At 65.8% G+C, this 5,913-nt stretch carries 7 protein-coding genes and 1 pseudogene; 7 read left to right on the top strand and 1 reads right to left on the bottom strand.

Translation table 11 applies throughout. The features are described from left to right. Positions 1-456 (bottom strand): hypothetical protein (locus VJ655_RS09245; protein ID WP_324110776.1); only part of this gene is annotated, 456 nt, incomplete at its 3' end. A 212-nt stretch (positions 457-668) separates the two neighbouring features. On the opposite strand from VJ655_RS09245, the gene VJ655_RS09240 reads away from it, so the two are divergent. The 7 genes and pseudogenes from VJ655_RS09240 to VJ655_RS09210 form a co-directional block, all read left to right on the top strand. Then, complete coding sequence (locus tag VJ655_RS09240; RefSeq protein WP_324110775.1) at positions 669-1,244, top strand: sugar transferase; 576 nt, start codon at positions 669-671, stop codon at positions 1,242-1,244. Positions 1,245-1,246: 2 nt separating this feature from the next. Beyond that, complete coding sequence (locus tag VJ655_RS09235) at positions 1,247-2,200, top strand: glycosyltransferase family 2 protein (RefSeq protein WP_324110774.1); 954 nt, start codon at positions 1,247-1,249, stop codon at positions 2,198-2,200. Continuing rightward, positions 2,197-3,156: a glycosyltransferase family 2 protein gene (locus tag VJ655_RS09230; protein WP_324110773.1), complete on the top strand. Its 960-nt coding sequence runs from the start codon at positions 2,197-2,199 to the stop codon at positions 3,154-3,156. The genes VJ655_RS09235 and VJ655_RS09230 overlap by 4 nt, the downstream gene beginning before the upstream one ends. A 94-nt stretch (positions 3,157-3,250) precedes the next feature. Then, positions 3,251-3,997 (top strand): transaldolase, encoded by a 747-nt coding sequence (locus VJ655_RS09225; protein ID WP_324110772.1) that lies wholly within the window; start codon positions 3,251-3,253, stop codon positions 3,995-3,997. Then, entirely contained in the window at positions 3,994-4,539 is a 546-nt protein-coding gene (locus tag VJ655_RS09220; RefSeq protein ID WP_324110771.1) for an HAD-IIIA family hydrolase, read from the top strand. The genes VJ655_RS09225 and VJ655_RS09220 overlap by 4 nt, the downstream gene beginning before the upstream one ends. Positions 4,540-4,562: 23 nt before the next feature. Then, entirely contained in the window at positions 4,563-5,183 is a 621-nt protein-coding gene (locus tag VJ655_RS09215) for an SIS domain-containing protein (protein ID WP_324110770.1), read from the top strand. A gap of 4 nt (positions 5,184-5,187) precedes the next feature. After that, positions 5,188-5,913: pseudogene (locus VJ655_RS09210) on the top strand (hypothetical protein); the annotation flags it as partial.

Raw genomic sequence — 5,913 nt, 5'->3', positions numbered from 1 at the left:
GGATTGCGGTGGACCCATCGCGACGAAGATGAACCGCGACGGATGAGCCGCCACGAAGGCGACGGCGTCGGCGACAGCCTCGGGGTTATGGATCATGCCCATGGGCGGGATGTGGTGAGCCAGGTTTCCGAGGCCGTACTGCAGGCGCAGCTTGTCGATCAGAGCTGTGGTTCCGCCGATCACACAGAGCGGCGTATCAGGCTTGATGATCCGTTCGAACAGCGCGCGCACGACATAGGCTCCCGGCGCGAAGCGCAGGCGCAGTCCACCCAGCCACGCCGTGCGTCCGACGACGCGGCTGTCGTTGGTGCTGATCCAGGCCGCGTCGCTGATCGCTCGAAACTCAGGATCGTGACGGCGCAGGTAGGCGTGCTCGGCGTTGGGCGTTACGAAGATCGCGAAAGGCGCCTCGGGGGCGCGGGCGGCCAAAGCGTCCACGGTCTGGTCCACCGTCATCGGCGTGAATCGGAGGCCTCCGAACTGAACGCCGGGCCAGCGGTCCGGTACGCTCGGAGCCGTTAGATCGCCTTGGGAACCTGACATTAAGAGGGCCTGCCGCAAACGGGACGACGCCAATTGGCGCCATACTTGAGTATCGCCCGGCCACCTTTACGTTCTGTTCCCGTTTCGAGGCAGTCTTGAGATTTGCGCACGCCATAAAGCGGCTGATGGACATCGGCGTCTCCGCCGTCTTGCTGGTCGTGCTCGCGCCTCTGCTGCTGCTGATCGCCGTGCTGGTGAAGCTGACGTCCCGAGGGGATGTCTTCTACGCCTGCCAGTGGGTGGGGCAGGGTGAGCGGCCCTTCATCGGCTACAAGTTCCGCACGATGGTCTCCAACGCCGAGGCGATGGAAGCCGAACTGCAGGACCGCAACGAGATGCGGGGCCCCGCCTTCAAGCTGACGAACGATCCGCGGGTCACGTCCGTCGGCAAGGTGCTGCGTAAATACAGCCTCGATGAACTGCCCCAGTTGTGGAGCGTGCTGAAGGGCGACCTCAGCCTGGTTGGGCCACGTCCGCCGCGAGCGCACGAATATGCCCAGTTCACCGAGTTCCAGAAGCAGAAGCTGGCGGTCAAGCCAGGTATCACCTGCCTGTGGCAGGTTGAAGGTCGCCATCGCATCAACGACTACGACGACTGGGTCGAGCGCGACCTCGACTACATCCGGCGCTGGTCGCTGTGGCTGGATATCCAGATCCTGGCGCGGACGGCGATCGTCGTGTTCCGCGGCACCGGGGTCTGACGATGGGGACTTCGATCGCCGTCAGCATCGTGGTGTTGAGCTACGACCGCGTGCACCTGCTGGAACGGACCCTGACCACGTGTCTTCGGCCCGAGGTGGCGCGCGGGACGCCTTTCGAGATCATCATCGTCGACAACCATCCCGATCGTCTGGCCGAGGGGCTGGTCACGCGATTGGCCGCCGATGGCGCGCCGATCCGGTATTTCGCCGACTCCCGCCGAAACATCTCCATCGTGCGCAATGTCGGCATCAAGGCCGCGACCGGGCGCTATGTGGCCTTCATCGACGACGACGAGGCGCCGGACGCGGGCTGGCTTTTCGAGCTGCATGCCTGCCTGGAGCGCACCGGCGCGGACGCCGCGTTCGGCCCCAAGCTGCCGGTGTTCGAGGCCGGTCATCCGCCAGCATGGGATCCGCAGGGCTGGCGCTACACGCTCGACTATCGCGAGCCTGCCGATGCGCCGATCCATCTGTTTGGGCGCCTTCGCAAGAAGGGCAAGGGTCTTGGCAGTGGCAACGCCGCGTTCCGCGTCGCAACCTGCTTCGACACGCCCGAGCCGTTCTCCGTCGCGTTCGGAGACGGCAACGGCGAGGACACGCACCTGCTGTTCCGTCTGGCCCTGGCCCGCAAGCGCTTCGTCTGGTGTCCGACCGCCGTCGTGCGCGAGTTCATCGAAGCCGATAGGACCAAGCCCAGCTACATGCTCACGCGGATGAAGCGCGGCTCCCAGCACTATGCGGCCTCGCGCATCGCCACCAGCGAACATCCGGGCGTCACCCGGCTGAAGGTGGCGTTGCTGGGGCTGGCCCAGATCGCCGTCTACGCCTGTCTCTACGTCCTGTCGGGCGAATGGCGCGGCGGGGCGCGGTTCGACAACCGTATCGGCATGGCCAAGGGCGTGGGCAAGCTGACCTATCGTGCTCCGATCGGCTTCATCGACGAGAAGGCGGCATGACCGACCTGTCGATCGTCGTCTGCACCTATGACCGCCCCGCGTCGCTGGATGCGACCTTGCGCTCCTGTCTTGCCCAGACCAACGCGCTTGGGTTGGCGATCGAGATCGTGGTGATCGACAATCACCCCAGTGGCAGCGGGCGGCCCGTGGTCGAGGCGCTGGCTGGGGGGGCGTCTTGGCCGGTTCGCTATGTGACCGAGCTCACGCGCAACATGTCCACGCTCCGCAACCGGGGCTTCGCGGAAGCGAGTGGCCGACTGGTCGCCTTCATCGACGACGACGAGGTCGCCGAGCCGGTCTGGCTTGATCAACTTGTGGGGGCGCTTCGCGCGACGGACGCCGATATCGCGGTGGGACCGCGCCTGGCCGTGTTCGCCGGCGAGGCTCCGTCATATGACCCGACCGGCTCTCAGTTCGTCCGCGACCTGGGGCTGCCGGATCTCGCGCTGATCCCGCTGACCGCCCCGTCGGGCAAGCCGCGCTACGGCTTGGGCACGGGCAATTCTCTGTTCGACGTTTCGCGCTGTTTTCCGAACGGCGAGCCCGCGATGCGCGAGGCGTTCGGTGATGCGGGCGGCGAGGACGCCGAGCTGTTCGTGCGTCTTTACGGCCAAGGGCGGCGTATCGCTTGGGCCGCTCAAGCCGTCGTCACCGAGACGGTCGCGCCCCACCGCACGGCTGTGACATATCGCCTCATTCGCGTGCGCCGCGAGGCCCAGCACTACGTCTCCATCTATCTCGACGCGACGCCCAATCCGCGGCTCACATGGGCCAAGTTGATGGCCAAGGGTTTGGCGCAAACCATTGTCGGATTTGTATTTTCGGTGATGACATTCGAGTTCGGATCTCGCCGTCGTCTGGCCGGAAGATCCCTGATGGAGCACGGCCTGGGCAAGCTCCTCTGGAAGCGTGCTGTCGGCTACATCGCCGAGCCCTCGCCGAACGGCGAAACCTGATTTCAACCAACTTGGCCGTAGATTTGCGCCCCGTCATGGCGAGGGGGGCTCCTATTGTCCCATTCGGACCCAGGGGCTTCCAGAAAGGAACCGTATGTTGCACCGTCTCGCCACCAATGAGGTCGCCACGGCCGACCTGACCACGCAGATCAAGCTGTTCGCGGACGGCGCTAGCCTGGACGATTTCACCCGTCTTCATCAAACCGGCCAAGTGGCTGGCTTCACCACCAACCCCACGCTGATGCGCAGGGCGGGGGTGTCGGACTACGAAGCGTTCGCCAAGGATCTGCTCGCCCGCATTCCCGACGCACCGATCTCTTTCGAGGTGTTCTCTGACGAGTTCGATGACATGGCGCGCCAGGCGCGCAAGATCGCCCAGTGGGGCGCCAACGTCTATGTGAAGGTCCCGATCACCAACACGCGTCGCGAAAGCAGCCTGCCGATGGTGCGCAAGCTAGCCGACGAGGGCGTGAAGGTGAACGTCACCGCCATCCTGACACTCGAACAGGTGGCCGCCACGGTCGATGCGCTCAGTGCGAACGTTCCCGCGGTGATCTCGGTGTTCGCCGGCCGCATCGCCGACACGGGCCTCGATCCGATGCCGATCATGCGCGCCGCCGTCGCCATGGCCGCCCGCAAGCCCCAGGCCGAGGTCCTGTGGGCCAGCGTGCGCGAGGTGCTGAACGTCTATCAAGCGCGCGACTGCGGCTGCCATATCGTCACCTCGACGCCCGATGTGCTGAAGAAGCTGGCCATGGCTGGCAAGGATCTGGCGGACCTGTCGCAAGAGACGGTGGCCATGTTCCACGAGGACGCCCGCGCGGCCGGCTTCCAGCTTTGACGGCAGCGCGACCGGCGCGACCCGCTGTCTTCCTCGACCGTGACGGCGTGCTGAACCGGGTGGTCATGCGGGACGGCAAGGCGGCTTCTCCCCGGACCATCGAAGAACTGGAGATCGAGCCCGATGCGCCGGCGGCGCTCGCGACGTTGAAGGCGGCCGGCTATCTGCTGCTGGTCGTCACCAACCAGCCCGACGTCCGCCGAGGCCTGATGAAGGCCGAGGCGCTGGACGCCTTGCACGCACGCCTGGCGGCGGCGCTGCCGATCGACGACATCGCCGCCTGTCTGCACGACAACGCCGACCGATGCGCGTGCCGTAAACCCAAGCCTGGCCTGGTGCTGGACTTGGCCGCCCGCCATGGGGCGGACCTTGGCCGGTCCTGGCTGATCGGCGATCAGGATCGCGACATCGCATGCGGTAAGGCGGCCGGCTGTAGAACAATACTACTTGGGCGCGACTACAATTCGGGTACAGGCGCTGGCGCCGACCATGTTGCGGCAACACTCTCGCAATCGCTTTTGACTATTCTGTCAACGACGTAGAGATAGTTACCTTAGGATTAGCTATGTTCTCTGAATACTTCTTGGGCGCGACTATGCGCGCCATTTCAACTATTGATCGCGCCGCTATCGAAGCCGTGGCGACGACTTTGGCCAAGGTTCGCGACGGCGGCGGGCGTCTGTTCTTGCTGGGCGTCGGCGGCAGCGCCGGCCACGCCAGCCACGCGACCAACGATTTCCGGAAGATCTGCGGATTCGAGGCCTATTGTCCGACCGACAACGTTTCCGAACTGACCGCCCGTATCAACGACGAGGGCTGGGAAGGCGTGTTTTCGACCTGGCTGGAGAGCAGCCGGCTCAACGCCAAGGACGGCCTGCTGATCTTTTCGGTCGGCGGCGGCAGCCTCGAGCCGCCGGTCAGCGCCAACCTTGTGCGCGCGATGCAGTACGCCAAGGAAAAGGGCGCGTCGGTGACGGGCATCGTCGGCCGCGACGGCGGCTTCACCGCCAAGATCGCCGACGCTTGCGTGATCGTGCCCACGGTCGACCCGCAGCTGATCACCCCGATCGTCGAGGGCCTGGCCGCGACGGTCTGGCATCTGCTGGTCTCGCACCCCGCGCTCTCGCGGTCCAAGGGGCACTGGGAGCAGATCGCGCCCGCCGCCATCTCGGTGGCCGCCGAGTAGCTCGATGATCTCCACCCGTACGCCCCTGCGCGTGACCCTCGGCGGCGGGGGCACGGACCTGGAGAGCTATTATAGGCGCGATGGCGGCTTCATCTTCGCCATGGCGCTGGACAAGTACATCCACATCAGCGCCCACCGCCCAGCGTTCCATGATCACGTGGCCCTGATGGGGCCCGATCCGGAAAACGTGGCGGCGACGGTCGAGCTCAAGCACGAGCTGGTCCGCGCGGCGCTGCTGCGTCACGGCATCGACACGCGGTTCGAGGCGGCGTCGATCGGCGACATCGTCGGCGGCACGGGTCTGGGATCTTCGAGCTGTTTCCTGGTCGGCTTCCTGCGCGCCCTGCACGCGCTGAGGGGCCGCGAGCCGGACCGCCAGGCGCTGGCCGAGGAAGCCTGCGACCTGGAGATCAATGTCCTGGCCAAGGGCATCGGCAAGCAGGATCAATACATGGCCGCTTTCGGCGGTCTGACGACGCTGGACATCGCGCCGGACGGCAAGGTCCAGGTCGGCTCGATCGCCCTGGACCCAGAGGTCGAGGCGGCTTTCATCGCCCACACCCATATCTACTACACCGGCCTCCGTCGCGACGCGGCGGTGATCCTGGACGACCAGAACAACGCCATGCTGGGCGAGGGCGACAAGCATCGGCAAGCCGCGCAGAGCCTGGGCGCGATCAAGGACCTGGGCTACCGCATCCGCGACGCCTGGGTCGCCGGCGAGATCGAA

This window comes from Caulobacter sp. (assembly GCF_035254145.1).
Lineage (GTDB): Bacteria > Pseudomonadota > Alphaproteobacteria > Caulobacterales > Caulobacteraceae > Caulobacter.
This window is presented reverse-complemented; position numbering and strand designations above follow the sequence as displayed.

What these genes read in the sequence shown, in the direction of transcription:
- VJ655_RS09230 (WP_324110773.1), top strand. Translation starts at nt 2,197, where the DNA reads ATGACCGACCTGTCGATCGTCGTCTGCACCTATGACCGCCCCGCGTCG.
- VJ655_RS09235 (WP_324110774.1), top strand. Translation starts at nt 1,247, where the DNA reads ATGGGGACTTCGATCGCCGTCAGCATCGTGGTGTTGAGCTACGACCGC.
- VJ655_RS09225 (WP_324110772.1), top strand. Translation starts at nt 3,251, where the DNA reads ATGTTGCACCGTCTCGCCACCAATGAGGTCGCCACGGCCGACCTGACC.
- VJ655_RS09215 (WP_324110770.1), top strand. Translation starts at nt 4,563, where the DNA reads ATGTTCTCTGAATACTTCTTGGGCGCGACTATGCGCGCCATTTCAACT.
- VJ655_RS09240 (WP_324110775.1), top strand. Translation starts at nt 669, where the DNA reads ATGGACATCGGCGTCTCCGCCGTCTTGCTGGTCGTGCTCGCGCCTCTG.